Origin of the sequence: Kitasatospora sp. NPDC092039 (assembly GCF_044756065.1) — a bacterium.
GTDB lineage: Bacteria > Actinomycetota > Actinomycetes > Streptomycetales > Streptomycetaceae > Kitasatospora.
Map to the genome: position 1 here is coordinate 22,917 of NZ_JBIVSD010000029.1, position 26,928 is coordinate 49,844.

Sequence of the window (26,928 nt, forward strand, 5' to 3'; positions counted from 1 at the left end):
CACCCGCCGGGGTCACCAGAGGAAGGTGCCGATCCGCTCCCGGAGCGACGGCGCGTCCAGGCCGTAGGCCGCCAGGTGCTCCCCGATCGAGCCGTAGTGCCGGTGCTCCTCGCGCGGCACGCCCAGGCCCAGCACCCGGTGCGCGCGGTCGGCCAGCGCCGCGTGCGCCTCGTTGGCGGAGGTGCCCGCCAGGTACGGCTCGACCAGCACCACGTCCGCCCGGTCGCCGAGCGCCGCGCGCAGCCCGGCGCCGTCGAAGGGGCGCACCGTCGCCGCGTACAGCACGGTGACGTCCAGGCCCTCGGTGGCCGCGAGCACCGCGTCCAGCATCGGCCCGACGGCGAGCACCGCGCCGCGCGAGCCCTTCCGGACGGTGGTGAAGCGGCCCGGCTCGACCGGCACCGGGGCGGCGTTCTGGTGCGCCGAGAGCCGGACGTACACGTTGCGGTCGCCGTCCGCGTAGGCGTGGCGCAGCAGCTGCTCGGCCTCGTCCGGGTGGCCGGGGACGTGGACCGTCCAGTCCGGCAGGGTGTCCAGCAGGGCGACGTCGCCCGGGGACATGTGGGTGCGGCCGCCGGCCGGCCAGTCGTACGAGCCCGCCGCGCTCACCAGCACGGCGCCGACGCCCTGGTGGACCAGGTCCAGCTTGACCTGTTCGAAGGGCCGCTCGATCAGGAAGCTGGCGAAGGTGTGGGCGATCGGGCGCATCCCGGTGAGCGCCAGGCCGCCGGCGGCGCCGATCAGCAGCTGTTCGCGGATGCCGACGTTGACCACCCGGTCGGGGTGGCGCTGCTGCGCCGGGGTGAAGGCGGCCGCGGTGATGTCGGCGAGCACCAGGGCCAGCCGGGGGTCCTCGTCCAGCAGGCGGGTGGTCACGTCCACGAAGCGGTCGCGCATGGTGTCCATCGGTGGAGTTCCTCTCGGGGGCTCGGTCGGGTGGCGTGCTCGGGCGTGGCGCGCCGGCTCAGTGCGGTCCCTTGGGCTCGACCCGGGCGACCACCACGTGCGGGCGGCCCGGGTGCTCCGCGGTGTACGCGCGGTACAGCGCCTCGTGGTCGCGGCCGTCCACCGTCGCGGTCGACCAGCCCTCGGCGGCGAACCGCCGGGCGATGCCGCCCTGCCAGCCGTGGGTGGCCGAGGAGTTGTCGATCACCACCGCGTGCAGCCGGTCCAGTCCGTAGGCCCCGGCGAAGGCCACCGCCTCGGCGTTGGAGCCCTCGTCGAACTCCGCGTCGCCGACCAGCACCCAGACCGCCGGGTCGGCCAGGCCCTGCGCCCGCAGCCCGAGCGCGGTGCCGACGGCCAGCGGCAGGCCGTGCCCGAGCGACCCGGAGGCGATCTCCACGCCGCGGACCAGGGTGCGGTCCGGGTGGTGGCCGAGCGGCGAGTCGTAGCCGCCGAAGCTCGGCAGCACCTCCGGGTCGACGAAGCCCTTGGCCGCCAGCACGGCGTAGTACGCCATCGGGCCGTGGCCCTTGGAGAGCAGGAAGCGGTCGCGGTCCTGCGCGTCGGCGCTCTCCGGGGCCACCCGCAGCACCCGGTCGTACAGCACCCAGAGCGCGTCCAGGGTGGAGGTGGCGGCGGGGCCGTGCTTCTCGTCGCCGGTCATCAGGCTCATCAGGGCGGGCAGGTCCTCGAAGCGGGTGCCGGTCGCGGTCTTGGCGGTCGCGTTCGTCGTCATGGCAACGATCCTGCAACTTAAAGCCGACTTGAGGTCAAGCGGCTACAGTGGACTTCCATGACCGACCGCCCCGACCCCCGCCGCACCACCGGCCCGCACCACAGCGACCTGCTCACCATCGGCCAACTCGCCGACCGCAGCGGCCTCGCCGCCTCCGCGCTGCGCTACTACGAGAGCCTCGGCCTGATCCACGCCACCCGCACCTCCGGCGGCCAGCGCCGCTACACCCGCGCCACGCTGCGCCGGATCGCCTTCGTCCGCGCCGCCCAGCGGGTCGGCCTCTCGCTGGACGAGGCGAAGGTCGCCCTGGACCGGCTGCCCGACCGCCCGGCCCCCAGCCGCGCCGAGTGGGACCAGGTGGCCGAGTCCTGGCAGAACCGGGTCGACGACCAGATCGCCGAACTGCAGCGGCTCAAGGAGAAGCTCACCGGCTGTATCGGCTGCGGCTGCCTCTCCCTCTCCCGCTGCGCCCTCTACAACGCCGCCGACCGCGCGGGCGAGGCCGGCCCCGGCGCCCGCTACCTGCTCACCCGCGACCCGGACGGCGGGCCGGAGCCGCTGTCGGCGGCCGCCGACCCGTTCGGGACCTGCCCGGACGGGTACTGAGAACCCCTTTGCGCCGGGTCCGTCCGCCTGGTTAGCGTGCCGCCATGCTGCCCCTGGTGCTGACGGACGAGGAATGGGACGCGGTCGTCCCCGACGAGACGGTGATGCGCCCCGGCGCCGAGGCGCTCTGCGCCCGACTGGGCGTCGGGGGCCTGCCGTTGGAGCGCTTCGCGGAGGGCTCCGTCCCGGTGTACGCGGTCGGCGCGGAGCACGTCCTCAAGCTGTTCCCGGCGGCCAGTGCCCGGGACGGCGTCGTCGAGGAGCGGGTGCTCACCCGGCTGGACGGCGCCCTGCCGATCCCCACCCCGGCCGTCCGGGCGGCCGGCGAGGACGCCAACGGCTGGCGGTACGTCCTGATGTCCCGCATGCCCGGCGAGGGCCTCGCCCCGGCCTGGCCGCGCGTCCCGCAGGGCGACCGCGAACGGATCGCCCGCGACTGCGGCGAGGCGCTCGCCGCCCTGCACGCCCTCGACCCCGAGCCGCTCGCCGACACCCTCGGCCCCGCCGACTGGCCGGCCTTCCTGGCCCGCCAGCGGGCCGGCGCGGTGGCCCGCCAGCGCGAACGCGGCCTGGCCGAGCACTGGTTGGAGCAGATCCCCGACTTCCTCGCCGCCGCCCCGCTGCCCGCCGCCCCCGGGCGCGCCCTGCTGCACACCGAGTTCATGCGCGAGCACCTGCTCACCGACCCGGCCGGCGGCTGGCGCCTGACCGGCCTGATCGACTTCGAGCCCGCGATGATCGGCGACCCGGCCTACGACCTCGTCGCCGTCGGCATCTTCACCACCCGGGCCGACCCCCGGCTGCTCGGACGACTGCTGGACGCCTACGGGCGCCGCTTCGAGCCCCGGCTGCTGCTGGCGTACACGCTGCTCCACGTGTACAGCCACCTGCCTTGGTACCTGCGGGAGTTGAAGCCCTCGGCGCGGACACTGGACGCCCTCGCCGAGGAGTGGTTCGGGGCACTCTAGGGGCGGTCCGACGATTCACCCCGGCCGGAACCGTCGGACCCGCCCCACGGCCGCGGGTCGGTGCGCAGCAGGCCGTAGCGGACGATGTCGCGCCACTCGCCGTCCCGGAAGGTCACCGCGCGCTGCACGCCCTCCCGGGTGAAGCCGAGCTTCTCCAGGACGCGCTGCTCGGCCAGGTTGCCCGCCTCGGTGTCCGCCTCCAGCCGCATCACCGGCGAGTGCGCGAACAGGTAGTCCACCAGCAGCCGTTGGGCCCGGGTGCCGATCCCGCGCCCGCGCACCTGCGGCAGCAGCTGCACCCCGATGCTCCAGTACGGGGCGGCCGGCCGCACCCCGCTGCGGTTGGCGGCGACGAAGCCGCCGAACCCGCCGTCGACGACGACCGCGAGCACCCACTGCCCGTCCTCCAGCAGCCCGCTCTCCTGCCACCGGCGGCGGAACCGCTGCGGGTCCCGCCAGCCGTACCACTGGAACTCGCCCAGCGCCTGCGGGTCGTTCACCAGCTCCTCGATCGCGGACAGGTCGTCCTCCGCGATCGGGCGCAGGGAGACTGATTCTTCGCTCATGCAGGCGCCAACGGCCGGGAGATCGTCGCGGTTCCTCCGTCGAGCGGCGGACGGGGATCGGTGCGCAGCAGGCTGTAGAGGACGACGTCGCGCCATGCGCCGGCCCGGAAGAGCTGCGCCCGTTTCACGCCCTCGCGGACGAAGCCGAGCTTCTCCAGGACGCGCTGCTCGGCCAGGTTGGCGGATTCGGTTTCCGCCTCCAGCCGCATCACCGGCGAATGCGCGAACAGGTAGTCGGCGAAAAGCCGTTGCGCCCGGGTGCCGATCCCCCGGCCCCGCGCGCCGGGCAGCAGCTGCGCGCCCATGCTCCAGTGCCAGCCCGTCGGCGCCGCGACCTCCCGCATGGCGGCGGCGTAGCCGTGGAACTCCCCGTCCACGGTGATCGCGAGTGTCCACTGCTCCTCCGTGAGCAGCCCGTTCTCGGCCCAGACCCGGCGGATCCGGTCGGGCTGCCGCCAGCCGAACCACAGGTGCTCACCCATGGCGTCGGGGTCGTTCAGCAGGGACAGGAAGTGCGGGAGGTCGGCTTCGGCGATCGGGCGCAGGGTGACGTTTTCCTCGTTCATGCCGGCGTCAACGCGTATCCGCGAGGTGCCGGTTCCTCATTCCGCGGAAAAAGTCCCCGGGAATTCCGATCGGCCCGCAATTTACCGCGACGGGCTTTCTTTTACCGCGGCGGGCTTCCGTTTACCGCGCCGCGCCCGCTTCTACCGCGGGCGCCGTCATCCGGCGATCGAGCGGGCGAGCCGGAACCCCACGTCGTCGATCCGCAGGGTCGGGTGGCTGCGGCGGCGGACGGAGGCGCGGCAGCTCCAGTGCTCGTCGAACCATCCGCCGCCGCGCAGCACCCGGTAGTCGCCGTACACCTCGGGGTCGTAGCGGTCCCAGCACCACTCCCAGACGTTGCCGAGCAGGTCGTACAACCCGTAGCCGTTCGGGCGCAGCCCGCCCACCGCGTGCGGGCGCTCGTCCGAGTTCCCGCGGTGCCAGGCGATCTCGTCCAGCGGGCCGTAGCGCGGGCCGTCCGTGCCGGCGCGGCAGGCGTGCTCCCACTCGGCCTCGGTGGGCAGCCGGTAGCCGTCGGCGGCGCGGTCCCAGGCGGCGTCCTCGCCGTCCACCTCGTAGGCGGGCGCCAGGCCCTCGCGCCGGGAGAGCTCGTTGCAGTAGCGGACGGCGTCGAGCCAGGAGACGCTGTGCGCGGGGCGGCGGTCGCCGGTGGCGCCCTCGTACTGCTCGCGGGTCACCGGACAGGCCGCCAGTTCGTAGGAGGCGACGTCGACGGCCCAACTGCGCCGGGTGCGACGGTCGGAGAGGGTGACCCGGCCGGACGGAACGGTGATCATCCGCCGATCCTAGAGCGCGCCAGGCGTCGCGCGGGAAGGCGGCCGGGCCGGCTTCCCGCGCGACGGCACGTCTCCTACGCCCGGACGACGACCGTGCACAGGCGCTTGGTGGCGCGGGTGAGGGCGACGTACAGGTCGCGCTCACCGGCCGGGCGGGCGGTGGCGATGCCGTCCGGGTCGACCACGACGGCCTCGTCGAACTCCAGGCCGCGCGCCTCCGACGCCGGGACCAGCCGGGCGTACCGCTCGACCCCCGCGGCCGCCAGTTCCGCCACCCGGCCGTCCGCGCAGACCACGCCCAGCAGTTCGCCCGGGTGCGCGGCGCTCTGCGCCCGCAGCTCCCGGACGACACCGGCCGCCAGCCGGTCCGGGGCCACCGCGACGGTCCGGGGTTCGTCCCCGTTCCGGATCGAGCGGATCGGCGGCTGGTCCGGGGCGATCCGGCGCAGCAACTCCGCGGTGGTGGCCAGGATCTCCTGCGTGGTGCGGTAGCTGACGGTCAGCGTCCGCAGGTCGAAGCGGTGGCCGAGGTGCGGGTCGAGCGCCTCGTTCCAGCCCCGCGCGGCCGTCACCGGGCCGGCCTGGGCGAAGTCGCCGACCAGCGTCATCGACCTGCCGGGGCAGCGACGCAGGACCATCCGCCACTGCATCGCGGTCAGCTCCTGCGCCTCGTCGACGACGACGTGCCCGAAGGACTGCTCGGGCGGCCCGTCGACCAGGCTCGCCGCCTCGTCGAGGAGCGGCAGGTCGGCGTCGGTCCACGGCGCGCCGGGCGTGCGCCGCAGCAGGGCCCTCTCCTCCCCGGTGAGGTGCGGGAGGTGCGCTTCCAGCGCGTCGGCGTCGGCCAGCAGCGCGCCGACCACGTCGCCGGGCTCCAGCCGCGGCCAGAGCTCCTCGACGGCCCGGTCGATGTGCGGGTCGTCGAGGAGCGCGGCGCGGACGGCGTCGGCGTCGAACTCGTCGGCCCCGGTGGCGGGCGCCTCATCGATGCCGAGGTTGCGCAGGTCCCGGGCCGCCATCCGGTCGAAGTCGACCCCGGTGAGCTGGGCGACCTCGGCGTCGATGCGCTCCAGCGTCTCGGCCATGCCGCGGGCCAGCGCGCTGGTCAGGGCGTCGACCAGCAGTTCCAGGAACAGTCGGCGGGCCCGGTTGTGCGCGAGCCCGCTGCCCTGCGCCGCCTGCCGCGCCCCGGCGACCTCCTCCTCCGCCAGGCCGACCCACTCCTGCCCGACCCGGACGGTGAAGCCCCCGGCCGGGGCCTGCCGCGAGCGGACCGATTCGGCCAGCGCGTCCGCCAGTCCGGCCCCGCCCTTGAGGCGGGCCACGTCGAAGCGGTCCACGGCGCCGGGGACCACGCCGGCCAGGTCCGCGCAGGTGGCCAGGACGACGTCGTTCTCCCCTAGCGAGGGCAGCACCTGGGAGATGTAGTCGAGGAACCGCGTGTTCGGCCCCAGCACCAGCACACCGCGCTCGGCCGCCTTGGGGAACGCGTACAGCACGTACGCGGCCCGATGCAGCGCCACCACCGTCTTGCCGGTGCCCGGGCCGCCCTGCACCACCGTCACCCCGCGGTGCGAGGACCGGACGATCGCGTCCTGCTCCGTCTGGAGCGTCGCGACCGCCGTCCCCATCCGGCCGGTCCGCCGCTCCTGCAGCGCCGCCGTCAGCGGACCGTCGCCGACGACGTCCCCGGCGGCCGGCTCCGAGCCGTCCAGCAGCTCGTCGCTCACCCCGACCACCGTGCGGCCCGCCAGGCTCAGGTGACGGCGGCGCCGCAGCCCCAGCGGGTGGACCGGCGTCGCCTCGTAGAAGGCCCGCGCCGCCTCCGCCCGCCAGTCCACCAGCAGCGGCAGCTCGTCCTCGTCCCGCTGCAGGCCCAGCCGCCCGATCCGCAGCACCGTCCCGTCCGCCCGGTCGATCCGGCCGAAGACCAGCCCGCCCTCGGCCCCCTCCAGCCGGCGCACCTCACCCGCCAGGCGGCTCGCCGCCACCTCCCGCTCGTACACCTCGCCCGCACTGTCCGCCGCCGACGCGAGCACCTGCCCCAGCTGCGCCCGCGCCCCGGCGAGCCGCTCGTCGAACAGCTCGGCGATGACGGACACCTGCGCCCGCTCCAGCTCCACCTGCTGGACGGCGTTGTCATTGGTCTGCGACACGGAAGAGCCCCTCTCGATTCAACCCGCCACTATGCAGAGGGAATCCGGGGAAGTAAATGTTGACTTGTCCGGGTTGAACGTGTCTTCCGAATCCCCGCACGGAATTTCCGGCGGGAATTCCGGACGGCCGCCGGGGCCCCTCCCCCCGCCCCGCCCAGGTGGCCCTTCCCGGCCCCGGGCCGGGGCGGGGCCGGGCGCCGGCCGGGGTCCGGACCATCCGGACCGACACTGCCCCCGACGGCCCCAACCACCCGCCCCGCAAAGCGTTTTGCGCCGCCTGCGCCCGCCCGTCGGGCCGCCTAGGCTCGGCGGCATGAACCGTACGATCCGCACCACCGAAGACGTCCTCGCGCTTCTCGACGGCCTCTTCCCGCCGGCCGAACCGTTCTGGGACCGGTTCTACGCGGACCGGTCCGCCGGGCGCCCGTTCTTCACGCCCGAGCCGGACGAGAACCTCGTCTCCTGGCTCGGCCGGGGCCTGCTGCCCCCGGCGCCCGGGCGGGCGCTCGACCTCGGCTGCGGCGTCGGCCGCAACGCCGTCCACCTGGCCTCGCTCGGCTTCGAGGTGGATGCCGTCGACCTCTCCGCCACCGCCGTCGCCTGGGCCGAGGAGCGCGCCCGCGAGGCCGGCGCGGGCGCCCGGCCGCGGTTCCACCGGGCGAGCATCTTCGATGCCCGGCTCCCGCACGCCCACTACGACCTGGTCTACGACTCCGGCTGCCTGCACCACCTCCCGCCGCACCGCCGGGTCAGCTACCTGGCCCTGCTCGACCGGGTCCTGGCGCCGGGCGGCCACTTCGCCGTCACCGCCTTCGCGGCCGGCGCCATGGGGTCCGAGCGGCCCGACGAGGAGCTCTACCGGCTCGGCGCGCTGGAGGGCGGCCTGGCCTACTCGCCGGACGAACTCCGCTCGCTGTTCCGTGAGTTCACCCCGCTGGAGATCCGCCCGATGGCCGCCCAGGAGGCCGACTCGCCGCTGTTCGGCGTGCCCTTCCTCCTCGCGGCGCTCTTCCGGCGCACCACCGACGGTCCCGTCGGCGTTCCCACCGGCGGCCCCACCGACGGGCGCGGGTAGGCGGCACCGGGCCCCGGCGCCGTCAGTCCCGCTCCCGCCCCACCGCCGCCTCGTACGCCAACAGGGTGTCCACCACCAGGCGCCGCTGCGCCGCGCTGAGCGGCCCGAGGGCGGTGCGCCAGGCGGCGGCCCCCGGCGCGAGCCAGGCCTCGATGGCGGGCAGCCGGTCGGGGGCGATCGCGACGATGCGGCGCCGGCGGTCGGCCTCGTCCTCGCGCCGTTCGAGGATGCCCTGCCGGCTGAGGTCGCCGACCATCAGGCTGACCGTGGTGGGGGCGACCTCCAGCCGGGCGGCGAGGTCGTTGACGCCCGCCGGCCCGTCCAGCAGCAGGACGGCCAGCAGGGACAGATGACGGGGCGCCAGGGCGAAGCCGCGCAGCGGCTCGGGGACGGGGATCCGCTTGGCCCGCCCGACCAGCCGGGGCATCAGCAGCAGCATCGACCGCACGGCGTCGTCGAGCTGCTCCCCGGGCACCGGCTCCCCCTCCGGTGCCAGCCCGTTGCGCGGTTCTCCCTCGGGCGGTGACATCGCCCACCTCTCTCCGTTTACCTTTGGCATAAAAGCTGTTTGACGTGCAAAGTGAACCCGTCGGCCATGGTACGAACCGAGCCGAACGGAGCTCCACCATGCCGCACCTGAGCCTGCACATCCGCGAGGAGTCCCTCGACCCCGCCGTCGAGCGGTCGCTCATCGCCGCTCTCACCGAAGCCGCCGCCTCGGTCTTCGGCGAGGGGTTCCGACCCCTGGTCGCGGTCGAGTCGATCGGGGCCCCGCAGCGCCCCCGGGGCATCGGCGGACTGCCGACCGGACGCGCCCGAACCGAACCGACCGGCCGTCGGCGCCCGTCCTTCCGAGAGGAGGCCCGGGCGCCCGCGTCCGGCCCGCCTCCGGCGCATCCGCCCCCACCAGGGCGGATGCGCAGCCCCGACCCGCGCGCGGGGCACGATCGCACGCACCGGGGATCCACCGCACGCCGGCCACGGATCCCGCCACGCCTGACCACATTCGTCCCACAGGCCCCACCAGTCCCAAAGGGAATCCGGGCGTCCGGCCGGAACCCGGCTTTGCGACCGGCGGTCCGGTGGCATAGGTTTCGACCGCCGTCGACGCACCATCGACGCTGACCACCCCTCAATCCCGGGGCCGGCAGCGGGGCGAGGAGCCGACGGCCGTACGCACAGGGGGGAGGAGCTGCCATGCCGCACGCTCGCGACCACGGGTCGACCGGGCGGCGAGGACGGACGGACGGCGCCGCGCACCAGCGGCCGACGGCCGACGCGCGCCCGACCCCGACCCATGCCACCGGACACCCGAGGAACCGTCAGTTGCGCACCACCAGACTCGCCACCGCCACCGCCGCCGCCCTCGTCTGCCTGGGCGCGCTCAGCGCCTGCGGCCCCGACAACGGCGGCCAGGACACGGGCAAGCCCGCCGCCCCGGCCGGAGCCGGCACCACCACGCCGAGCGTCAACCCCAACAAGCCCACCGGCGGCGAGAAGGGGATCCCGGACAAGGCCTGGATGGACACCAAGAGCATCCCGATGGACGAGAGTTACCACTACACGCCGCTGGCGGCCAACGCCAAGCCGGTCTCCGGCCCGCTCCAGTTCAAGGGCATGGAGCTGTGCCACGCCGCGGTCACCAAGGACGACGAGCCGCTGTTCACCGGCACCGCCGCCGCGAAGTCCTCGGTCGGCTTCGGCGGGGACCGCTGGACGGCCCAGCAGACCCTGCTGTTCGTCGGCGACCCCACCCACAGCAGCGGCGCCAAGCAGACCACCAACCTGGCCGAGGGCCGCCTGACGGAGGCGCTCAAGTCCTGCGCCAAGACCGCGCCCGGCGCCACCGTGAAGGTGGACAGCGCCCCGGAAGCGCCTTACTTCGCCGCCGTCCTGACCGTCCCGCAGGCCGACGGCGGCACCGTCACCCTGCACGAGTACGTGGTCAGCGACGGGGGCGCGGTCAGCGAGCTGGCCGTCTGGGCCACCACCAAGGCCGGCGCCCAGCCCAAGGACGCCTGGAAGGCCCCCGAGGACAAGTACGTCGGCACCGGCATGACGGCACCGATGTGCGAGGCCCTCCCGGGCTGCGACGGGCGCTGACCCTCGACGGGCGCCGGCCCCTCCGCGGGCGCTGACCCTCAGCGGGCGCCGGAGCAGGGGCGCCCACCCCACAGACGGCCGCCCGGCCCGTCCGGCACAGGGGACCGGACGGACCGGGCGGCTCCCTTCGTCCCGCGCCGAGCGGTCAGCCCCGCAGGACCGCCAGTTCGACCTCCCGGCCGCGCTGGTCGCCGGGCACAGAGAGCACCACCCCGGAGGGTTCGAAGCCGGCCTTCCGGTACAACGCCTCGGCCCGGGGGTTGTCCTCGTGGACGAACAGCCGCACCCGCTCGATCCGGGGCTCGGTGAGCGACCACGCCCACTCCTGGACCGTCCGGATCAGGTCGAGCGCCAGCCCGGTGCCGCGCGCCTCCGGCCGGACGTAGACCGCGACCACGTGCGCCTGGTCCACCTCGACGACGTCGCCCTCCAGGGCGCCCGCCCCGCCGGACCGCTCGACCAGCGCGGTCATGGAGCCGAGCCAGCGCCCGTCCTCGGCCTCGGCGACGAACTGCGCCACGTGCGGGTCCGTCGCGGCCCGGGTCGTGCGGTCCTGCCAGAACTCCTCGGGCCTGGTGACGGCCTGCTCGTGGGTCTCCAGGAAGGCCACGGCCGCGACCGGGTCCAGCAGTGCTTCCAGTCGGAGGTCCCTGGCCTGCTGCCAGTCCTCGATCCGCACCCGTCTGATGATGATTCCGCTGCTCATCGCGTGATCATTTCATCGGCACCTGCGGCCCTCGCAACCGAATTCGGCGCCGCCGCCCGGGCCGGCGCCGAAGGTCAGGCCGGAGCCGCCGCCCGGGCCGGAGCGACTGGCAGGACCGGCGCCGCCGCCCGGGCCGGATCGACCCGGGCCTCCTCCAGCAGCCGGGCCAGCAGCGCCGCCGGCCCTTCCGGCAGGCTGCCGTGGACGAGCTCGGTGCGGTGCACCAGCCGGGGCGCGGCGATCCGCGCGCGCCCGACCCCGGGCGCCGCCGCGAGCACCGGCTCGGGCAGCAGGCTGAGCCCGTGCCCGGCCGCCACCAGCGCGAGCAGTCCGTGCAGGTCGGTGCCCTGGTAGCGGGTGGCGGGCCGGAAGCCGTCGACGCCCGCGGCCGCGCGCAGCCGGGCCGCCGTCGGGGTGAGGTCGGGGGCGTCCAGCCAGCGGGCGGCGGAGAGGTCGGCGAGCGCGAGGCCGCCGCGGCCGGCCAGCGGGTGGCCGACCGGCAGGGCCACGGCCACCGGCCGCTCGGCCACCGCGACGGTGCGCAGCGGGCCGACGTCGGCCAGCGGCAGCGGGTCGCTGGGCGCGGCGAGTCCGTCGATCAGGGCGAGGTCGACCTCGCCGGTGGCGACCTGGGCGGGCAGCACGTCCTGGGCGAGCACCCGGACGACCACCTCCGCCCGCGGATACGCCCGGCGCACCTCGCCCAGCGCACGCCCCAGCGTCGCCCCGACCGCCAGCGGGGTGGCTCCGAGCACCAGCCGGGCGCTCGGAGTGCCGGCCAGGCGTGCGACGTCGGCGCGCGCCGCCTCCAGCCGGACCAGCAGCGGCGCGGCGTGCTCCAGCAGCCGCTGCCCGGCACCGGTCGGGCCGACCGGACGGCGGACCAGCAGTGCCGTCCCGAGGTCCGCCTCCAACGCGGCGATCTGCTGGGACACCGCGGACTGGGTGTAGCCGAGCTCCCGCGCCGCCTCCGAGAAGGAGCCGAGTCGGGCGACGGTGACGAAGGTGCGCAGCTGCTGCGGGTCCACGGCGGGCATCAACCGATCTGATCGAAGCTTAAGGAATCATCGTTGGCGCTGATCCGGGGGGCGGGGTCAGGATAGCCGCATGACCTATCCGACCCCGCGGATCGCCCTGGTCGGCGACCGCTCCCCCGCCGTCCGCTCGCACGCCCGGATCCCCGGCCTGCTGGACGCCCTCGCCGAGCACGACCACCTCGTCCTGGACGCCTACTGGATCCCGACCGGGGACGCCGCCGAGCCCGGCGCTCTGGACGGCTTCGACGCGGTCTGGCTGCTGCCCGGCAGCCCGTACCGCAGCGAGGCGGGCGCGCTGGCCGCCGTCCGGACCGCCCGCGAACGCGGGATCCCCTTCCTCGGCACCTGCGCCGGGTTCCAGCACGCGGTGCTGGAGTACGCCCGCAGCGTCTGCGGTCTGGCCGACGCCGTCCACGGCGAGGAGCAGCCGGACGGGGAGCGGCAGGTCATCACCCCGCTGGCCTGCTCCCTGGTCGGCCACGAGGGGGCCGTCACACTCACCCCCGGGAGCCTCGCCGAACGCGTCCTCGGCGCCACCCGGACCCTGGAGCGCTACCACTGCGCGTACGGCCTCAACGGCGCCTACCTGGAACGGCTGTCCGCGTACGGCCTGCGGTTCAGCGGCGCGGACGAGTCCGGCGAGGTGCGCGTCCTGGAGCTGCCCGGCCACCCGTTCTTCCTGGCCTCGCTGTTCCAGCCCGAGCTGGCCGGCGACGGCACCCGGGCGCACCCCATGATCCGCGCCCTGGCCGGCGCCGCCGTGGCCCACGCCGGCTCCAGGGCGCCGGCGGCCCACGCCTGAGCCGGCGTCACCAGCCGGCCTGACGATCCGGCACCTCGGCCCGGCAACACGTTCCGGCGTCACGGCCCGGCAACACGGTTCGAGGTCACATCGGCAGCGACCGCAGCCGCACCGGCCCCTCCGGCCACCCGGCCCCCGCCACCAGCGGCGCCCACATGGTGCGCAGCGGCATCTCCGCCAGTCGGCCCTCCGGCTGCTCCACCGTCACCCCCTCCGCCACCTCCCGGAACCCGAGCCCCCGGTAGAACGCGGACAGCGGCGGGCGGCAGAACAGCAGCGCGTGCCGGTGGCCGAGCGTGCGCGCGTGGTCGAGGGCGGCCCCGACCACGGCCCGCGCGAGGCCGCCGTGCCGGTGGTCGGGCGCGACGCAGACCCCGCCGACGCCCATCACGGCCAGGTCGGTGCCGCCCACGGTGAGCGACAGCGGCAGCAGCCCGGTGTGGGCGACGAGCCGGCCGTCGGCGGCCCGGACACCGAAGTGGATCTCCTTGGGCAGGAAGGCCAGCCCGGTGTACGCGACGCCGTACGGGTCGTCGCCGGGGCCGAGGACCTCCTCCTGTTCGGCGCGGCCGTACTGCGCGAGCCGTTCGACCACCGGCGCCCCGACGAGGTGCGGCTCTGGCGAGAAACGATCATTCATCCCGCCATGCTCTCCTCCCACCAGGGCTTTTCACCAGCCCCTTCCCGGCCACTCGGTCCGACGCCCCTCCAGGCGCTCGCGCCGACCGCGCGCGAGCACGCCCGAGTCGCCGTCAGGCCGCCGCGCGCCGCGCCAGCTCCGTCCAGACCTCGTCCACCCGCGCCTCCAGCTCCGCCAGGCCGCCGCCGTTGTCGATCACCAGGTCCGCGATCGCCAGCCGGTCCTCCCGGGAGGCCTGCGCGGCCATCCGGGCCCGGGCCTCCTCCTCGGCCATCCCGCGCAGCCGCACCAGCCGGTCCAGCCGCACCCCGTCGGCCGCGTCCACCACCACGACCAGGTCGAACAGCGGCGCCAGGCCGTTCTCGGCCAGCAGCGGCACGTCGTGCACCACGACCGCGTCCGGCGCGGCCGCCGCCTCCAGCTCGGCGGAACGGGTCCGCACCAGCGGGTGGACGATCGCGTTCAGCGCCTTCAGCCGCTCCGGGTCGGCGAACACCACCGCCCCGAGCGCCGGACGGTCCAGCGCGCCGTCCTCCCGCAGCACCTGCGGGCCGAACTCGGCGACCACGGCCGCCAGACCGTCCGTCCCGGGGGCGACCACCTCGCGGGCGATCACGTCGGAGTCCACGATCACCGCGCCACGCGCGGCGAACAGCCGGGACACCTCGCTCTTGCCCGCGCCGATGCCACCCGTCAGTCCGATCTTCAGCATGGCGTCAGGCTACCGGCGCGGCACCGGCGGCGTCAGCGCGGGCCGCCCCCGGAGCGGCCCCGCCCGACACCCAGCCGCCCCCGGAGCCTGCCGCGCGACACCCGGCCGTCGCCGGAGCCCGTCAGTCCAGCTCCAGGCCCTCGCCGTCCCCCAGCACCACCAGCTCCGCGCCCGCGCTCGCACCCGGCCCCTCCGGCCCGACCAGCCGGGTGTGCACGGCGAACCCGACCGGGCTGAGCACCGCCTCGTGCACCGGTACGGCCCGGCGCGGCCCGGCCTCCCGGATGTAGTCGACCACCTCGGAGGCCTTGCTCCAGGGCGCCGCGATCGGCAGCAGCAGGGTGTCCACGGTGTGCGGCGGCAGGGTCAACGCGTCGCCGGGGTGGAACAGCCGGCCGTCGAAGAGGAAGCCGACGTTCGGCACCCGCGGGATGTCCGGGTGGATCTCCGCGTGCCACTCTCCGTGCACCGAGACGCCGAGCCCGCCGACCTCGAAGGCGTCGCCCTCGCCGACGACGGCGACCCGCTGCGCCACGCCGTCCAGCTGGGCGGCGACGGCCCGGTTGGTCCACACCCGCAGCGCCGGGTCGGCCTCCAGCGCGGCGCGCAGCCGGGACTCCTCGAAGTGGTCCATGTGCTCGTGGGTGATCAGGACGGCGTCCGCCCCGGCCAGGGCGGCGGGGTCGGTGAACGCCCCCGGATCGACGACGACGGTGGCCTCGCCGTGCTCGACGCGTACGCAGGCGTGTCCGAACTTGGTGATTCGCATGCCGAAACCATACAGCAAGGCTGTACAGCTGTGCTGGATTAATTCCCGGTAGACTCCACCCATGAACAGTGAGGACCCGCACCCGGACACCCTGGAACTCGCCGCCGACCTGCGCGCCGCCATCGGCAGCCTGGTCCGCTCCCTGCGCGGCGGCGACGAACTCCCGCAGAACCAGGCCGCCGTCCTCGGCCTGCTGGTCCGTGACGAGCGCACCTGCACGGTCGCCGAACTCGCCGCCCTCCAGCGGGTCCGCCACCAGTCGATGGCCCGCACCGTCGCGCTGATGACCGAGGCCGGGCTGGTCACCCAGCAGCCCCACCCCACCGACGGCCGCAAGCTGCTCGTCACCGCCACCGAGGCCGGCCGCACCGCCCTGTTCGACCAGCGCGCCCGCCGCGAACGCCGGATCGCCGGCGTCATCGAGTCCCGCCTCACCCCCGAGGAGCAGCACACCCTGCGGGCCGCCGTCCCCCTGCTGCGCCGCCTGCACTGACCCCCTGGCACCGCCATCCCCCCGCCCCACCGGCCGCGCTGACGGACCGACACCCACGACGCCCCGGCCGCCCCGGCCCCTGCTAGGGTCCGACCACGTGACGGACCGGGCAGAGCAGCACCACCAGGCCATGCGCGAGCACTTCCACCGCGCCGCCCACCAGCGGGGTTTCACCCTCGCTCCCGCCCAACAGGCGGCGGCCGAGCGGCTCAGCCGGCTCGCCGGCGAACTGGCCCGGCCCGCCTGGCGCTTGCGGCACCCACCACGCCACCTCTACCTGTGGGGCCCGGTCGGCCGCGGCAAGAGCTGGCTCGTGGACACCTTCCTCGACGGCCTGACCACCCCGCACAAGCGGCGGCTGCACTTCCACGACTTCTTCCGCCGCCTGCACGAAGGGGTCGCCCACCACGACGCCGGCCCCCAGCACTCCGCACGCGACGGCGCCGCCGTCGACCGCGCCGTGGACGACCTGCTCGGCGACTGCCGGATCCTGGTCTTCGACGAGTTCCACGCCCATGACGCCGGGGACGCGATGCTCGTCGCCCGCCTGCTGCGCACCCTGCTGGACCGCCGGATCACCCTGGTCACCACGTCCAACGACCCGCCCGCCGGCCTGATGCCCGACCCGCTCTACCACCACCTCTTCGAGCCGACGATCAGGCTCATCCAGGAGCGGATGGACGTCCTCGACGTCGCCGGCGCGGTCGACTTCCGCCGGGCGGCCCCGACCGGGGACCGGCCCCCGGGGCAGGAGCCGCGCTTCACCACCGGCGCCGTCCTGCGCCCCGGCCAGGAGGCGGCCGCCGGCCTGACCCCGCCCGGGCCCGGGGAGGCCGCCCCGGTGACCGCCCACCACCGCGAGCTGCCCGCCCGCGCCGTGCGCGAGGGCGGGGGCCTGGTCTGGTTCGGCTTCGACGCGCTCTGCGAGGGCCGCACCGCCGTCCCCGACTACCTGGCGCTCGTCGAACGCTTCCCCACCCTCGTGCTGGACGGCGTCCCGCCGCTCACCGAGGCGAGCCCGGACGGCCGCCAGCGGTTCGCCAACCTGGTGGACGTCTGCTGCGACCGCGACGTCCGGCTGGTCCTGATCGGCGCCGACCCGATGACCGGCCTGGACCCGGGCTCCCGCTCCAGCGCGACCTGGACCGCACCGCCAGCCGCCTCGCCCTGCTCCGGCAGCGGCCGGTCCCGGCGCCCTAGCTTCCGGACGCCCCTACGGAGCAGCCCCGTCCGGAGAAGGCCGCTCCGGAGAAGCCCGCTCCAGAACGGCCCCGATGGAGCAGCCCCCTCCGGGGAAGCCCGCTACGCCGTCCCGACCAGCGGCTTGACCGGCCGCTGCACCGGGATCACCGCCGGCTCGATCTCCGGCAGGTCGACGTGCTCGCTCAGCCCGAACCGCCGGTGCAGCCGCCGCAGCGGGGCGGGCGCCCACCAGTTGAACTCGCCGAACAGGCTCATCGCGGCGGGCACCAGCAGGCACCGCACCAGGGTGGCGTCCACCGCGACGGCGACGGCCAGCGCGATGCCCATCTGCTTGACCATCAGCATGTCCCCGAGCGCGAACCCGGCGAAGACGATCACCATCAGCAGCGCCGCCGAGGTGATGATCCGACCGCTGCGCTGCACGCCCAGCTCCACCGCCCGGGTACAGCTGTGCCCCTTGTCCCGCAGCTCCTTGATCCGGGCGAGCAGGAACACCTCGTAGTCCATCGACAGCCCGAAGGCGAAGGCGAAGACCAGCACCGGGATGAAGGTCTCCAGCCCGCCGGTCGGGCTGAACCCGAGCAGCCCGCTGAACCAGCCGTCCTGGAACACCAGGGTGAGCGCGCCGAGCGAGGCGCCCAGCGAGAGCAGGTTCATCAGCAGCGCCTTGACCGGCATCACCACCGAGCCGGTCATCAGGAAGAGCAGCACCAGGGTGCCGACCGCGACCAGGCCGAGCGCCCACGGTCCGCGGGAGAGCAGCTCGTCCTGGAAGTCCACCACCGAGGCCGCGCCGCCGGTGACGTAGGTGGTCAGCCCGCCGCGGTCAGCCCGCAGCTCCTCCACCACCTGCTTGGCCTGCCCGCCCTGCGGGTCCCCGTGCACCAGCACGTCGATCGTGGAGACCGTGTCGCCCACCGGCGTCACGGCCCGCACCCCGCTCACCCCGGGCAGCTTGGCGACCACCTCGTCCGCGTACGCCTGCGCCACCGGCGCCCCGCCCTCGACCACCACCGTGATCGGCGCGGCCGCGGCCTGCGGGAAGCGCTGGTCGACCGTCTCGGCGACCTGCCGCCCGGCGGAGGAGGCGGGCAGCACCGCGGCGCCGGAGCTGCGCATGTCGGCGTGCAGGAACGGCGCGCCGGCCGCCATCAGCAGCGCCACCGAGGCGAGCGTGACCGCCACCGCCCGCTTGCGCACCCGGCGCACCGTCCGGCTGAAGAACCCCTCGTCCGCCACGGGCGCGGCGGGCGTCCTGATCCGCGCCCCGGCGAAGCCGAGCAGGGCGGGGATCAGGGTCAGCGCTGCGGCGACGGCGATCACCACCACGCTCACCCCGGCCGCGGCCACCGCGCCGAGCACCGGGCTGGTGAAGACGAACAGGCCCGAGAGCGCGACGGCGACGGTCAGCCCGGAGAAGGCCACGGTGCGTCCGGCGGTCGCCGCGGTCCGTTCGACGGCGGCGGCGATGCCCGCGCCGTGGCCGCGTTCCTCGCGGAAACGATTCACCATGAGCAGCGCGTAGTCGATCGAGAGCCCGAGCCCCAGCACCGTGGCGATCGGCAGCACGCTGGTGTCGATGTCCATGATCCGGCTGAAACCGAACATGGCCAGCAGCGCGCCGCCCACCGAGGCGACCGCCCCGATCACCGGCAGCGAGGCCGCCGCCAGCCCGCCGAAGACCAGCACCATGACGATCAGCGTGAGCGGCAGCGTCACCAGCTCGCCGAACCGGGTGTCCTTCTCGGTCTGCTTCTTGACCTCCTGCTGGAGCACCAGGTCCCCGCCGACCGTGACGTGGGCGCCGCCGGTGCCGTCCAGCGCGGTGAGCCGCTGGGTGACGGCGTCGGTCTGGGCGGTGGACGCGGTGTCGGCCATCCGGACGCTGACCAGGCTCGCCGTCCCGTCGGCGGACCGCAGCGCGGCCGGTCCCGGGCCGGAGCCGTACGCGTCCAGCGCGGAGGAGACCCCGGGCAGAGCGGCGATCTCGGCGGTGGCCCGCTCGACGGCGGCCCGGACCGCCGGATCGTCCACCGGCCGGCCGTCCACCACGGCGGTGACGGTGCCCTTGGCCGGGTCGGCCGCGGTGACCACCGCGCCGCCCCGGTCGGCCTCGGCGCTGGCGGAGGCGGCCCCGGCCACCGAGCCCTCGAAGACCCGCCCCCCGATCAGGACGCCGACCACCAGGACGACGGCCCACAGGCCGAGCACCCAGCGACGGTGGCGGAAGCAGAACCGGCCGAGGGCCGCGAGCCGGCCACCGACCACGGCGGTGGGGGCGGCGGAAGAGGGGTTACGCATGAAGGAGCCTTTCAGGCAGCTCCCCTCAATCTAGGTGCAAGCCGAACTACGGCCTATAGACGGGCAATGAGCCTCATCTCACACTTTCCTTCACATAAGCCACATATAAGTCGGGGCGGTATAAATCAGGGCGAAAAACGAAATGGGCCCCACCCGGGAATTCCGGGTGGGGCCCACCGTCTAGCTATCGGCTAGCGGGAAGCGGGAGCCTCAGCTCTGGCCGCCGGCCAGCTTCTCGCGCAGGGCGGCCAGGGCCTCGTCGGAGGCCAGGGCGCCCGAGCCCTCGTCGCTGCTGGACGAGTAGGAACCACCGGCGGCGGCGGCAACGGCGTCGCCACCCTCCTCGGCGGCCTGGGCGTCGGCCTCGCGGCTCTTGATGACCTGGGCCTGGTGCTGCTCGAAGCGGGCCTGCGCCTCGGCGTACTGGCGCTCCCACTCCTCGCGCTGCTTCTCGAAGCCGGGCAGCCAGTCGTTCGCCTCGGGGTCGAAGCCCTCCGGGTAGATGTAGTTGCCCTGGTCGTCGTACGAGGCGGCCATGCCGTACAGGGTCGGGTCGAACTCGACCTCGGCCGGGTTGGCACCCAGGGCCTCGTTGGCCTGCTTCAGCGACAGGCTGATGCGGCGACGCTCGAGGTCGATGTCGATGACCTTGACGAAGATCTCGTCGCCGACCTGGACGACCTGCTCCGGGATCTCGACGTGGCGCTCGGCCAGCTCGGAGATGTGGACCAGACCCTCGATGCCCTCGTCCACGCGGACGAACGCACCGAACGGAACCAGCTTGGTGACCTTACCCGGAACGACCTGGCCGATCTGGTGGGTACGGGCGAACTGCTGCCACGGGTCCTCCTGGGTCGCCTTCAGCGACAGGGAGACGCGCTCGCGGTCCATGTCCACGTCGAGAACCTCGACGGTGACCTCCTGGCCGACCTCGACGACCTCGGACGGGTGGTCGATGTGCTTCCAGGACAGCTCGGAGACGTGCACCAGGCCGTCGACGCCACCCAGGTCCACGAAGGCACCGAAGTTGACGATCGAGGAGACGACGCCGGAGCGCACCTGGCCCTTCTGGAGGGTGGTGAGGAAGGTCTGGCGGACCTCGCTCTGGGTCTGCTCCAGCCAGGCACGGCGGGACAGGACCACGTTGTTGCGGTTCTTGTCCAGCTCGATGATCTTGGCCTCGAGCTCCTTGCCCACGTAGGGCTGGAGGTCGCGGACGCGACGCATCTCGACCAGCGAGGCGGGGAGGAAGCCGCGGAGGCCGATGTCGAGGATGAGACCACCCTTGACGACCTCGATGACGGTACCGGTGACGATGCCGTCCTCTTCCTTGATCTTCTCGATCGTGCCCCAGGCACGCTCGTACTGAGCGCGCTTCTTGGACAGGATGAGACGACCCTCCTTGTCCTCCTTCTGGAGAACCAGGGCCTCGATGTTGTCACCGACGGCGACGACCTCGTGCGGGTCAACGTCGTGCTTGATCGAGAGCTCGCGGGACGGGATGACGCCCTCGGTCTTGTAACCGATGTCGAGGAGGACCTCGTCACGGTCGACCTTCACGATGACGCCCTCGACGATGTCGCCATCGTTGAAGTACTTGATGGTCTCGTCGATCGCGGCGAGGAAGGCCTCCGCGTCGCCGATGTCGTTGACCGCGACCTGCGGGGTGGTGCTGAGGGAGGAGTCGGTGGGGCTCGTCATTAGGAAAAGGGCTCCGGTACGGACATGAAAGTCGTAGGTAATGCCACGCGGAGGGCCCGTATCGCTCCCACCGAAAGCCGGACAGCCAAGAACACGGCGCACCGGGATTCCCGTACAACGAGAACCGGCGTCCGTCTTGCGACCGTGGGGTCTTCGACAGATGCGAGCGCGACCTGCTCCGTCCGAGGCGCGCAGGCCCGCAGCGCAACTTGTAGCATACGGGGACGGCCAGGCACGGTCAATGCCGAAGGACGGCAAGACGGTGGAGCCCGGTACGGATCAGGCCATATCCTCCGAATGCGCGCCTCGCGGCGGCGCCCGAAGGGGCCTTGTCCCCGGATGCCACCGCCAGGACCCGGACCCTTACGGGCCGGTTCTCGGCAGCGGCGCTTCCGCACTCCGTACCCTACGCGATGGGCATTGTCACCGTGGCCACCACCCCCCAGTCGAACCTGCACGATCTTGACACCTCCCCCGTTGGGGACGAGGAGGAGGACGGCGACGACGCGCTCCGGCGGGAGGCCGGCAGCGGGGAGAGCAGCCGGGCCAGCCGGCACTGGTGGGACCGCAACGCCGACGAGTACCAGGACGAGCACGGCGAGTTCCTCGGCGACGACCGCTTCACCTGGTGCCCCGAGGGCCTGGACGAGGCCGACGCCCGGCTGCTCGGCGAGGTGGCCGGCCGGGACGTCCTGGAGATCGGCGCCGGCGCCGCCCAGTGCTCCCGCTGGCTGGCCGCCCGGGGCGCCCGGCCCGTCGCCCTGGACATCTCCTACCGCCAGCTCCAGCACTCCCGCCGGATCGACCTCGGCCGCGGCACCGCGCCCGTCCCGGTCGTCCAGGCCGACGCCGCCGTGCTGCCCTTCGCCGACGCCTCCTTCGACCTCGCCTGCTCCGCGTACGGCGCCGTCCCGTTCAGCGCCGACACCGCCGCCCTGATGCGCGAGGTGCACCGGGTGCTGCGGCCGGGCGGGCGCTGGGTGTTCTCGGTGACCCACCCGATCCGCTGGGCCTTCCCCGACGAGCCCGGCGTCGAGGGCCTCACCGCGGTGTCCTCCTACTTCGACCGCACCCCCTACGTCGAGCAGGACGAGCAGGGGCGCGCCACCTACGTCGAGCACCACCGCACCCTCGGCGACCGGGTCCGCGAACTCGTGGCCGCCGGCTTCCGGCTGGTGGACCTGGTCGAGCCCGAGTGGCCGGCCGGCCTGGAACAAGAGTGGGGCGGCTGGTCCCCGCTTCGCGGACGGCTGATCCCCGGCACGGCGATCTTCGTCACCGAGCGGGGCTGAGGTTGCGTCCGGTGGGGCACGACCTGCCCGTCCGCACCGCCCTGCCCGCCCTCCACGACGCACTGGCCGGGCACGGCACCGCCGTCCTCGCCGCGCCGCCCGGCACCGGCAAGACCACCCTGGTGCCGCTGGCCCTGGCCGGGCTGCTGGACCCCGGGAGCCCGGTGCGGCGGGTGCTGGTCGCCGAGCCGCGCCGGCTCGCCGTCCGGGCGGCCGCCCGGCGGATGGCCTGGCTGCTCGGCGAGGCCGTCGGCGGCCGGGTCGGGTACACCGTGCGCGGCGAGCGCCGCGTCGGGCCCTCGACGGTCGTCGAGGTGGTCACCACCGGCGTGCTGCTGCAACGGCTCCAGCGCGACCAGGAACTGCCCGGCGTGGACGTGGTCGTCCTGGACGAGTGCCACGAACGGCACCTGGACGCCGACACCGCGCTCGCCTTCCTGCTCGACGTCCGGGCGGCGCTGCGGCCCGACCTCGGGCTGGTCTGCGCCTCGGCCACCTCCGACACCGACGCCTGGGCCGAGCTGCTCGGCGGCGCCCCGGTGGTTGAGGCGCACGGCACCTCCCACCCGGTCGAGGCGGTCTGGGCGCCGCCGCCGCGCGCCGTCCGGCCCGCCCACGGCACCCGGGTGGACCCGGCGCTGCTCGACCACGTCGCCTCGGTGGTGCGGCGGGCGCTGACCGAGCGGGACGGGGACGTGCTCTGCTTCCTGCCCGGCGTCGGCGAGATCGCCCGGGTCGCCGGGGCGCTGGGCGGTCTTCCCGTGGACGTCCTGCAACTCCACGGCCGCGCCCCGCAGGCCGTCCAGGACGCCGCCCTGTCGCCGTCCGCTTCCCGGCGGGTCGTGCTCGCCACCGCCGTCGCCGAGTCCTCGCTGACCGTCCCCGGCGTCCGGGTCGTGGTGGACGCCGGACTCGCCCGGGAGCCGCGCACCGACCACGCCCGCGGGCTCGCCGGGCTGGTCACCGTCCGGGCTTCGCTCGCCGCCGCCCGCCAGCGGGCCGGCCGGGCCGGACGCGAGGCCCCCGGCACCGTCTACCGCTGCTGGAACGAGGCCGAGGACGCCCTCGCCGCCCGCTTCCCCACTCCGGAGATCGCGCTCGCCGACCTCACCGGCTTCGCCCTCCAGGCCGCCTGCTGGGGCGACCCGGACGCCCACGGCCTCGCCCTGCCCGACGCCCCGCCCGCCGGGGCGATGGCCGCCGCCCGGCAGGCCCTGGTCGCCCTCGGCGCGGTCGACCCGGACGGGCGGGCCACCGCGCGCGGCGTCCGGCTCGCCCGTACGGGGCTGCACCCGCGGCTGGGGCGCGCCCTGGTCGACGGGGCGGCGGCGGTCGGCGCGCGGCGAGCCGCCGAGGTCGTCGCGCTGCTCTCCGAGGAACCGCTCCGGGCGCTCGGCGACGACCTCGGCGCGGTCTGGCGGACGGTTCGGTCCTCCCGCGACCCCTACGCGGGGCGCTGGCGCGACGAAGTCCGCCGGCTGCTGCGCGCCACCGCCGACGAGCCCGCCACCGACCTCCCCGACGCCGTCGCCGCCGGGCTCGTCGTCGCGCTCGCCTTCCCGGAGCGGATCGCCCGCGCCCGCGTCGAGCGGCCCGCCCCCGGCGAGCGCAGCCCGTACCTGATGGCCGGCGGGACGGCCGCCGAACTCGCGCCCGGCACGGCGCTCGGCGCCCTGCCCTGGCTCGCCGTCGCGGTCGCCGACCGCCCGGCGGGCTCCCACTCGGCCCGCGTCCTGCACGCGGCGGCGCTGGACGAGGCCACCGCGCTGGCCGCCGGAGCGGCGCTGCTCACGGCGCGCGAGGAGGTCCACTGGGACACCCGGCGCGGGGAGGTCGTCTCGCGCCGGGTCGAGTCGCTGGGCGCCGTCGAACTCGCCGAGAAGCCCCTCGATCGCCCCGACCCCCTGCTCGTCCGGGCGGCTCTCCTCGAAGGCCTCGCCCGCGAGGGCGTCGGCACGCTGCTGACCTTCCCGTCCAACCTGCGCGAACGCCTGGCCTTCCTGCACGCCGCCATCGGCGATCCCTGGCCCGACGTCTCCGACGAGGCGCTGCTGGAGCGGGCCGAGGAGTGGCTGGAGCCCGAACTCTCCCGCGCCCGCCGCCGTGCCGACCTCGCGAGGATCGATACCACCGCCGCCCTGCAGCGCCTGCTCCCCTGGACGAGCGGCGAGGCCGGCCGCCTGGACGAGCTCGCCCCCGAGCGCATCACGGTGCCGTCAGGATCGAAGATCCGCGTGGACTACACCACCGAACGCCCCGTGCTGGCAGTCAAGTTGCAGGAACTCTTCGGCTGGACTGCGACCCCTGCCCTGGCCGGAGGCCGTGTCCCACTGACCATCCACCTCCTGTCGCCCGCCGGCCGCCCCGCCGCCGTCACCGGCGACCTGGAGAGCTTCTGGCGCGACGGCTACCGCGCCGTCCGCGCAGAACTCAGGGGACGCTACCCCCGCCACCCCTGGCCCGAGGACCCGACCACGGCCGAACCCACCCGCCGCACCAACGCGCGGAAGTAGGTCGGTCCCGCCGGTTCGGCCGGATCGCGGAGAAGAGGACGAGCGTCGGGCTTCTGGTGCACCCCCACCGCCTCACGGCGCCGAAGACCGCCTCCCAGCCCGGCCAGTGGGCGGGCCGAAGGCCGTGCGGGACGCGAAACCGGTTGCGGGTGCGGCCCGCGCCTGAGACGGTGCGGCTTCACGCAACTGCGGCGAGGCTCGGATGACGATCTACTTCTACGGCGCGGACGAAGTCCCCTACGGCTGCTTCTCCAATTTCTTCGCCCACGGCCTGGAACTGGACGGGCACTTCTGGCCGACCTCGGAACACTATTTCCAGGCCCAGAAGTTCACCGGCACCCGCCATGCCGATCTCGTCCGTCGCGCTCGCACGCCGCTGCGTGCCGCCGAGTTGGGTCGTGACCCGTCCAGACCGTTGCGGCGGGACTGGGAGCGGGTCAAGGACGACGTGATGCGCCGCGCCGTGGCGGCCAAGTTCCGGACCCACGCGGACATCCGCGACATCCTGTTGTCGACCGCCGACGAGGAGATCGTCGAGGACACCGGCACCGACCACTACTGGGGCCGCGGCAGGACCGGAACCGGCAAGAACATGCTCGGTCGGATCCTGATGCGCACCCGCCACCAGCTCCGCGCCGAAGCCCGCGAAGGGCACGGCCGCCCGGGGTAGCGCGGCCGGTCGCCCGTGCCGGCGCCAGTGCGCCGGCTCCGCGCCGTCAGGCTCGGCGGGCATGGGACGTGAGGCGGTCGGCGAGTGCGGTGACGAGGTCGCGCAGCTCGTCGGGGCGCTCGATGACGAACGGCCGGTCGAGTGAGGCGAGGACCGGGGGCAGCCAGTCGAGACGCTCCGCCCGCAGCTCGACGCGCAGCCAGCCGCCCGCCCCGGGCGCGCACTCCTCCAGGATCGCGACGCTCGCGGGGAGGTGGGCGCGGACCTGGGCGGCCGTGCCCTGGATCCGCAGGGTCACCTCGTGCCGGTACTCGGCCGTGGCGAACGCCGACAACACCCGCTGCGCCGGACCGGGGCCCTCGGGGGCTTCGAAGGAGCCTGGCCGGGTCCGCGCGTCCTCGATGCGGTCGAGCCGGAAGGTCCGGTCCTCGCCGATCGCGGGGTCCTTGCCCGTGACGTACCACCGGCCCGCGTGGGCGACGATCCCGTACGCGTGCAGCGTGCGTTCGCTGCGCCGTCCGTCGCGGTCGGTGTAGCGGATCGAGACCGGTCGGCGGTGGCGCACCGCGTCGGCGATGGTGAGCAGGACCTCCGCGTCCGGGGTGTCGAACTCGCCGGGCTGGTCCGTGAAGTCGAGGGCTTCCAGGAGCGTGTCCAGCCGATGCGCGAGGTGCCGGGGCAGCACCCGCCGGATCTTGGCCGCCGCCGTCTCACCCGCCGTGCGGTCGGTCGTCGTCAACCCCGCTCGGCGGCCGGCGACCAGACCGAGCAGTACGGCCAGCGCCTCGTCGTCGCTGAGCATGAGCGGAGGAAGACGGTACCCGGGGGCGAGCCGGTACCCGCCGTAGCGGCCGCGCACCGACTCCACGGGGACGTCCAGGTCGATCAGCTGGTCCACGTACCGGCGCACGGTGCGCCCTTCGACGCCGAGCCGGTCGGCGAGTTCGGCCACGGTCCGGGTGCCGCCCGACTGCAGCAGCTCCAGGAGGGTCAGCACGCGGGCGGCCGGTCGGGACATGTTCGCAGCCTAACGCGAATAGGGGACCGGTTCTGTCCACTATTTCTCCTAGCCTGCGACGCACACATCCGGCACGGCCAAGGAGAGATCCCCATGGACTTCGTCTCGATCCGCATCATCACCGGCGACGTGGCGCGCCTCGTCGAGTTCTACGAGCGAGCCACCGGGGCGCGGGCGGCGTGGGCCACCGAGGACTTCGCCGAACTCAGGGTCGGCGGCGCCACCCTAGCGATCGCCGGTGCCCGTACCGTCCCGCTGTTCGCCCCGGGCTCCGCCCGCCCGGCGGCCAACCACAGCGTGATCACCGAGTTCCTCGTCGACGACGTGGACCGCGTCCACCGGAACCTGCGCGGCTTCGTCCCAGACTTCGTCACCGAGCCGACCACGATGCCGTGGGGGAACCGGTCGCTGCTGTTCCGCGACCCCGACGGCAACCTGGTCAACTTCTTCACCCCCGTCACCCCGGCGGCCGTCGAGAAGTTCGCACGCTGACGCCACGCACACGACGGCCCGCACGACGAAGTCGCCGGGCGCGCAGGAAGTCGGCGGCGCCGACTTCCTGCGCGGTGCGAG

Annotated in this window: 25 protein-coding genes and 1 pseudogene; 11 read left to right on the forward strand and 15 right to left on the reverse strand. The window is 74.6% G+C overall.

Annotated features, from left to right (window positions below; translation table 11 throughout):
• Positions 1 to 12: 12 nt before the first annotated feature.
• Positions 13 to 906 (reverse strand): transketolase family protein, encoded by an 894-nt coding sequence (locus tag ACIQI7_RS35925; RefSeq protein ID WP_401118266.1) that lies wholly within the window; start codon positions 904 to 906, stop codon positions 13 to 15.
• 58 nt (positions 907 to 964) lie between these two features.
• On the reverse strand, positions 965 to 1,681 hold the full coding sequence (locus tag ACIQI7_RS35930) for a transketolase (protein ID WP_387749201.1): 717 nt from the start codon (positions 1,679 to 1,681) through the stop codon (positions 965 to 967).
• 57 nt (positions 1,682 to 1,738) lie between these two features.
• Here ACIQI7_RS35930 and soxR point away from each other — a divergent pair, with 57 nt between their 5' ends.
• On the forward strand, positions 1,739 to 2,287 hold the full coding sequence (gene soxR, locus ACIQI7_RS35935; protein ID WP_401118269.1) for a redox-sensitive transcriptional activator SoxR: 549 nt from the start codon (positions 1,739 to 1,741) through the stop codon (positions 2,285 to 2,287).
• Between the two features lie 44 nt (positions 2,288 to 2,331).
• A complete protein-coding gene (locus tag ACIQI7_RS35940; RefSeq protein ID WP_401118272.1) occupies positions 2,332 to 3,255 on the forward strand; it encodes a phosphotransferase family protein in 924 nt (307 codons plus the stop codon).
• Here the strand turns inward: ACIQI7_RS35940 and ACIQI7_RS35945 are convergent.
• From ACIQI7_RS35945 to ACIQI7_RS35960, 4 genes are all read right to left on the reverse strand, one after another.
• Entirely contained in the window at positions 3,252 to 3,821 is a 570-nt protein-coding gene (locus ACIQI7_RS35945; RefSeq protein ID WP_401118274.1) for a GNAT family N-acetyltransferase, read from the reverse strand. The two genes, ACIQI7_RS35940 and ACIQI7_RS35945, sit on opposite strands and share 4 nt — an antisense overlap.
• Positions 3,818 to 4,387: a GNAT family N-acetyltransferase gene (locus tag ACIQI7_RS35950; RefSeq protein WP_401118276.1), complete on the reverse strand. Its 570-nt coding sequence runs from the start codon at positions 4,385 to 4,387 to the stop codon at positions 3,818 to 3,820. The genes ACIQI7_RS35945 and ACIQI7_RS35950 overlap by 4 nt, the downstream gene beginning before the upstream one ends.
• Positions 4,388 to 4,543: 156 nt before the next feature.
• Positions 4,544 to 5,164: a formylglycine-generating enzyme family protein gene (locus tag ACIQI7_RS35955; protein WP_401118278.1), complete on the reverse strand. Its 621-nt coding sequence runs from the start codon at positions 5,162 to 5,164 to the stop codon at positions 4,544 to 4,546.
• A gap of 74 nt (positions 5,165 to 5,238) precedes the next feature.
• Positions 5,239 to 7,320: a HelD family protein gene (locus ACIQI7_RS35960; RefSeq protein ID WP_401118281.1), complete on the reverse strand. Its 2,082-nt coding sequence runs from the start codon at positions 7,318 to 7,320 to the stop codon at positions 5,239 to 5,241.
• A gap of 313 nt (positions 7,321 to 7,633) precedes the next feature.
• Between ACIQI7_RS35960 and ACIQI7_RS35965 the strand changes: the two genes are divergently transcribed.
• Positions 7,634 to 8,395 (forward strand): class I SAM-dependent methyltransferase, encoded by a 762-nt coding sequence (locus tag ACIQI7_RS35965; RefSeq protein WP_401118283.1) that lies wholly within the window; start codon positions 7,634 to 7,636, stop codon positions 8,393 to 8,395.
• Between the two features lie 22 nt (positions 8,396 to 8,417).
• Here ACIQI7_RS35965 and ACIQI7_RS35970 read toward each other — a convergent pair whose 3' ends face one another.
• Positions 8,418 to 8,924: a MarR family transcriptional regulator gene (locus tag ACIQI7_RS35970; protein WP_401118285.1), complete on the reverse strand. Its 507-nt coding sequence runs from the start codon at positions 8,922 to 8,924 to the stop codon at positions 8,418 to 8,420.
• A 797-nt stretch (positions 8,925 to 9,721) separates the two neighbouring features.
• Here ACIQI7_RS35970 and ACIQI7_RS35975 point away from each other — a divergent pair.
• The gene (locus ACIQI7_RS35975) at positions 9,722 to 10,498 is read left to right on the forward strand and encodes a hypothetical protein (RefSeq protein ID WP_401118287.1); all 777 of its coding nucleotides are present in this window, start codon (positions 9,722 to 9,724) and stop codon (positions 10,496 to 10,498) included.
• Between the two features lie 145 nt (positions 10,499 to 10,643).
• On the opposite strand, the gene ACIQI7_RS35980 is transcribed toward ACIQI7_RS35975, so the two are convergent.
• Both ACIQI7_RS35980 and ACIQI7_RS35985 read right to left on the reverse strand, forming a co-directional pair.
• The gene (locus ACIQI7_RS35980; RefSeq protein WP_401118289.1) at positions 10,644 to 11,204 is read right to left on the reverse strand and encodes a GNAT family N-acetyltransferase; all 561 of its coding nucleotides are present in this window, start codon (positions 11,202 to 11,204) and stop codon (positions 10,644 to 10,646) included.
• Between the two features lie 74 nt (positions 11,205 to 11,278).
• Entirely contained in the window at positions 11,279 to 12,241 is a 963-nt protein-coding gene (locus ACIQI7_RS35985; protein ID WP_401118291.1) for a LysR family transcriptional regulator, read from the reverse strand.
• Positions 12,242 to 12,311: 70 nt separating this feature from the next.
• Here ACIQI7_RS35985 and ACIQI7_RS35990 point away from each other — a divergent pair, with 70 nt between their 5' ends.
• Positions 12,312 to 13,043 carry a hypothetical protein gene (locus ACIQI7_RS35990; RefSeq protein WP_401118293.1) on the forward strand — a complete coding sequence of 244 codons (732 nt, stop codon included), beginning with the start codon at positions 12,312 to 12,314 and terminating at the stop codon, positions 13,041 to 13,043.
• An 85-nt stretch (positions 13,044 to 13,128) separates the two neighbouring features.
• On the opposite strand, the gene ACIQI7_RS35995 is transcribed toward ACIQI7_RS35990, so the two are convergent.
• The 3 genes from ACIQI7_RS35995 to ACIQI7_RS36005 all read right to left on the reverse strand — a co-directional run bounded on the left by ACIQI7_RS35995 (position 13,129) and on the right by ACIQI7_RS36005 (position 15,164).
• Positions 13,129 to 13,683, reverse strand: a complete 555-nt coding sequence (locus ACIQI7_RS35995; RefSeq protein ID WP_401118295.1) for a GNAT family N-acetyltransferase — start codon at positions 13,681 to 13,683, stop codon at positions 13,129 to 13,131.
• A 112-nt stretch (positions 13,684 to 13,795) separates the two neighbouring features.
• Positions 13,796 to 14,395, reverse strand: a complete 600-nt coding sequence (gene coaE, locus ACIQI7_RS36000) for a dephospho-CoA kinase (RefSeq protein WP_401118297.1) — start codon at positions 14,393 to 14,395, stop codon at positions 13,796 to 13,798.
• Positions 14,396 to 14,516: 121 nt separating this feature from the next.
• Positions 14,517 to 15,164: an MBL fold metallo-hydrolase gene (locus ACIQI7_RS36005; protein WP_401118300.1), complete on the reverse strand. Its 648-nt coding sequence runs from the start codon at positions 15,162 to 15,164 to the stop codon at positions 14,517 to 14,519.
• A gap of 61 nt (positions 15,165 to 15,225) precedes the next feature.
• Between ACIQI7_RS36005 and ACIQI7_RS36010 the strand changes: the two genes are divergently transcribed.
• Both ACIQI7_RS36010 and zapE read left to right on the forward strand, forming a co-directional pair.
• Entirely contained in the window at positions 15,226 to 15,657 is a 432-nt protein-coding gene (locus ACIQI7_RS36010; RefSeq protein WP_401118302.1) for a MarR family winged helix-turn-helix transcriptional regulator, read from the forward strand.
• A 130-nt stretch (positions 15,658 to 15,787) separates the two neighbouring features.
• Positions 15,788 to 16,714 (forward strand): annotated as a pseudogene (gene zapE / locus ACIQI7_RS36015) (cell division protein ZapE); the annotation flags it as partial.
• 245 nt (positions 16,715 to 16,959) lie between these two features.
• Here zapE and ACIQI7_RS36020 read toward each other — a convergent pair.
• On the reverse strand, positions 16,960 to 19,161 hold the full coding sequence (locus tag ACIQI7_RS36020; protein ID WP_401118304.1) for an MMPL family transporter: 2,202 nt from the start codon (positions 19,159 to 19,161) through the stop codon (positions 16,960 to 16,962).
• Positions 19,162 to 19,371: 210 nt separating this feature from the next.
• Complete coding sequence (gene rpsA, locus ACIQI7_RS36025; protein WP_030061640.1) at positions 19,372 to 20,862, reverse strand: 30S ribosomal protein S1; 1,491 nt, start codon at positions 20,860 to 20,862, stop codon at positions 19,372 to 19,374.
• Between the two features lie 413 nt (positions 20,863 to 21,275).
• On the opposite strand from rpsA, the gene ACIQI7_RS36030 reads away from it, so the two are divergent.
• The 3 genes from ACIQI7_RS36030 to ACIQI7_RS36040 all read left to right on the forward strand — a co-directional run bounded on the left by ACIQI7_RS36030 (position 21,276) and on the right by ACIQI7_RS36040 (position 25,337).
• Positions 21,276 to 22,154: a class I SAM-dependent methyltransferase gene (locus tag ACIQI7_RS36030; RefSeq protein WP_401118308.1), complete on the forward strand. Its 879-nt coding sequence runs from the start codon at positions 21,276 to 21,278 to the stop codon at positions 22,152 to 22,154.
• A 2-nt stretch (positions 22,155 to 22,156) separates the two neighbouring features.
• Positions 22,157 to 24,667, forward strand: coding sequence for an ATP-dependent helicase HrpB (gene hrpB / locus ACIQI7_RS36035; RefSeq protein ID WP_401118310.1), 2,511 nt, complete (start codon positions 22,157 to 22,159; stop codon positions 24,665 to 24,667).
• Between the two features lie 202 nt (positions 24,668 to 24,869).
• Entirely contained in the window at positions 24,870 to 25,337 is a 468-nt protein-coding gene (locus ACIQI7_RS36040; protein ID WP_401118312.1) for an NADAR family protein, read from the forward strand.
• Positions 25,338 to 25,383: 46 nt separating this feature from the next.
• Here the strand turns inward: ACIQI7_RS36040 and ACIQI7_RS36045 are convergent, their stop codons facing one another.
• Positions 25,384 to 26,355 carry a helix-turn-helix transcriptional regulator gene (locus ACIQI7_RS36045; RefSeq protein ID WP_401118314.1) on the reverse strand — a complete coding sequence of 324 codons (972 nt, stop codon included), beginning with the start codon at positions 26,353 to 26,355 and terminating at the stop codon, positions 25,384 to 25,386.
• Between the two features lie 93 nt (positions 26,356 to 26,448).
• Between ACIQI7_RS36045 and ACIQI7_RS36050 the strand changes: the two genes are divergently transcribed.
• Positions 26,449 to 26,847 carry a VOC family protein gene (locus tag ACIQI7_RS36050; RefSeq protein ID WP_401118316.1) on the forward strand — a complete coding sequence of 133 codons (399 nt, stop codon included), beginning with the start codon at positions 26,449 to 26,451 and terminating at the stop codon, positions 26,845 to 26,847.
• Positions 26,848 to 26,928 lie beyond the last annotated feature (81 nt).

Excerpts from the sequence above, each read along its gene's own strand:
- ACIQI7_RS35925 (WP_401118266.1), bottom strand. The coding sequence starts at position 906 with ATGGACACCATGCGCGACCGCTTCGTGGACGTGACCACCCGCCTGCTG.
- ACIQI7_RS35930 (WP_387749201.1), bottom strand. The coding sequence starts at position 1,681 with ATGACGACGAACGCGACCGCCAAGACCGCGACCGGCACCCGCTTCGAG.
- soxR (WP_401118269.1), top strand. The coding sequence starts at position 1,739 with ATGACCGACCGCCCCGACCCCCGCCGCACCACCGGCCCGCACCACAGC.
- ACIQI7_RS35940 (WP_401118272.1), top strand. The coding sequence starts at position 2,332 with ATGCTGCCCCTGGTGCTGACGGACGAGGAATGGGACGCGGTCGTCCCC.
- ACIQI7_RS35945 (WP_401118274.1), bottom strand. The coding sequence starts at position 3,821 with ATGAGCGAAGAATCAGTCTCCCTGCGCCCGATCGCGGAGGACGACCTG.
- ACIQI7_RS35950 (WP_401118276.1), bottom strand. The coding sequence starts at position 4,387 with ATGAACGAGGAAAACGTCACCCTGCGCCCGATCGCCGAAGCCGACCTC.
- ACIQI7_RS35955 (WP_401118278.1), bottom strand. The coding sequence starts at position 5,164 with ATGATCACCGTTCCGTCCGGCCGGGTCACCCTCTCCGACCGTCGCACC.
- ACIQI7_RS35965 (WP_401118283.1), top strand. The coding sequence starts at position 7,634 with ATGAACCGTACGATCCGCACCACCGAAGACGTCCTCGCGCTTCTCGAC.
- ACIQI7_RS35970 (WP_401118285.1), bottom strand. The coding sequence starts at position 8,924 with ATGTCACCGCCCGAGGGAGAACCGCGCAACGGGCTGGCACCGGAGGGG.
- ACIQI7_RS35980 (WP_401118289.1), bottom strand. The coding sequence starts at position 11,204 with ATGAGCAGCGGAATCATCATCAGACGGGTGCGGATCGAGGACTGGCAG.
- ACIQI7_RS35985 (WP_401118291.1), bottom strand. The coding sequence starts at position 12,241 with ATGCCCGCCGTGGACCCGCAGCAGCTGCGCACCTTCGTCACCGTCGCC.
- ACIQI7_RS35990 (WP_401118293.1), top strand. The coding sequence starts at position 12,312 with ATGACCTATCCGACCCCGCGGATCGCCCTGGTCGGCGACCGCTCCCCC.
- ACIQI7_RS35995 (WP_401118295.1), bottom strand. The coding sequence starts at position 13,683 with ATGAATGATCGTTTCTCGCCAGAGCCGCACCTCGTCGGGGCGCCGGTG.
- coaE (WP_401118297.1), bottom strand. The coding sequence starts at position 14,395 with ATGCTGAAGATCGGACTGACGGGTGGCATCGGCGCGGGCAAGAGCGAG.
- ACIQI7_RS36005 (WP_401118300.1), bottom strand. The coding sequence starts at position 15,164 with ATGCGAATCACCAAGTTCGGACACGCCTGCGTACGCGTCGAGCACGGC.
- ACIQI7_RS36010 (WP_401118302.1), top strand. The coding sequence starts at position 15,226 with ATGAACAGTGAGGACCCGCACCCGGACACCCTGGAACTCGCCGCCGAC.
- ACIQI7_RS36020 (WP_401118304.1), bottom strand. The coding sequence starts at position 19,161 with ATGCGTAACCCCTCTTCCGCCGCCCCCACCGCCGTGGTCGGTGGCCGG.
- rpsA (WP_030061640.1), bottom strand. The coding sequence starts at position 20,862 with ATGACGAGCCCCACCGACTCCTCCCTCAGCACCACCCCGCAGGTCGCG.
- ACIQI7_RS36030 (WP_401118308.1), top strand. The coding sequence starts at position 21,276 with ATGGGCATTGTCACCGTGGCCACCACCCCCCAGTCGAACCTGCACGAT.
- ACIQI7_RS36040 (WP_401118312.1), top strand. The coding sequence starts at position 24,870 with ATGACGATCTACTTCTACGGCGCGGACGAAGTCCCCTACGGCTGCTTC.
- ACIQI7_RS36045 (WP_401118314.1), bottom strand. The coding sequence starts at position 26,355 with ATGTCCCGACCGGCCGCCCGCGTGCTGACCCTCCTGGAGCTGCTGCAG.
- ACIQI7_RS36050 (WP_401118316.1), top strand. The coding sequence starts at position 26,449 with ATGGACTTCGTCTCGATCCGCATCATCACCGGCGACGTGGCGCGCCTC.